General features: G+C 66.2%; 1 protein-coding gene. It reads right to left on the bottom strand.

The genetic code is table 11. The features are described from left to right. On the bottom strand, positions 1 to 385 hold a 385-nt coding region (locus QZL63_RS09515), incomplete at both ends, for a carboxypeptidase-like regulatory domain-containing protein (RefSeq protein WP_290586753.1).

The following is a 385-nucleotide window of genomic DNA, read 5'->3' as shown; positions in this document are numbered from 1 at the left end:
GCATCGGCCACGGAGATTCCCGAGATCTTCCGGCCACCCTCCTGCACGTTCGAGATGCCCTTGAGCGACATCTCCCGGGCGCCCATGTTCTCGATCGCCACGTTCGAGGCGATGCGCTCGGTCTGGAGACTCCGCTCCGACTCGAGGTTGCGGCGGCCGGTCACCTTCACGGCCGACAGCGTCTGCGCATCGGGCTCAAGGAGGATCTCCAGCCCGGTCTGACTGCCCGTGACCTCCACGCGGCACGGGACATACGAAACATAGGAGACCACGAGCGTATGGTCTCCATCGGGAAGGTCGAGCCCGAAATGTCCCAGGGCGTCGGTCGTCGTACCTTTGGTCGTGCCCTCCACCAGCACGGGCGCTCCGATGGGCGGTGCCCGGG

It is taken from the genome of Alistipes sp. CAG:268 (assembly GCA_000434235.1).
GTDB classification, from domain to species: Bacteria; Bacteroidota; Bacteroidia; order Bacteroidales; family Rikenellaceae; genus Alistipes; species Alistipes avistercoris.
Note: the sequence above shows the minus strand (reverse complement) of the source record. Positions and strands in the feature narration are given on the sequence as shown.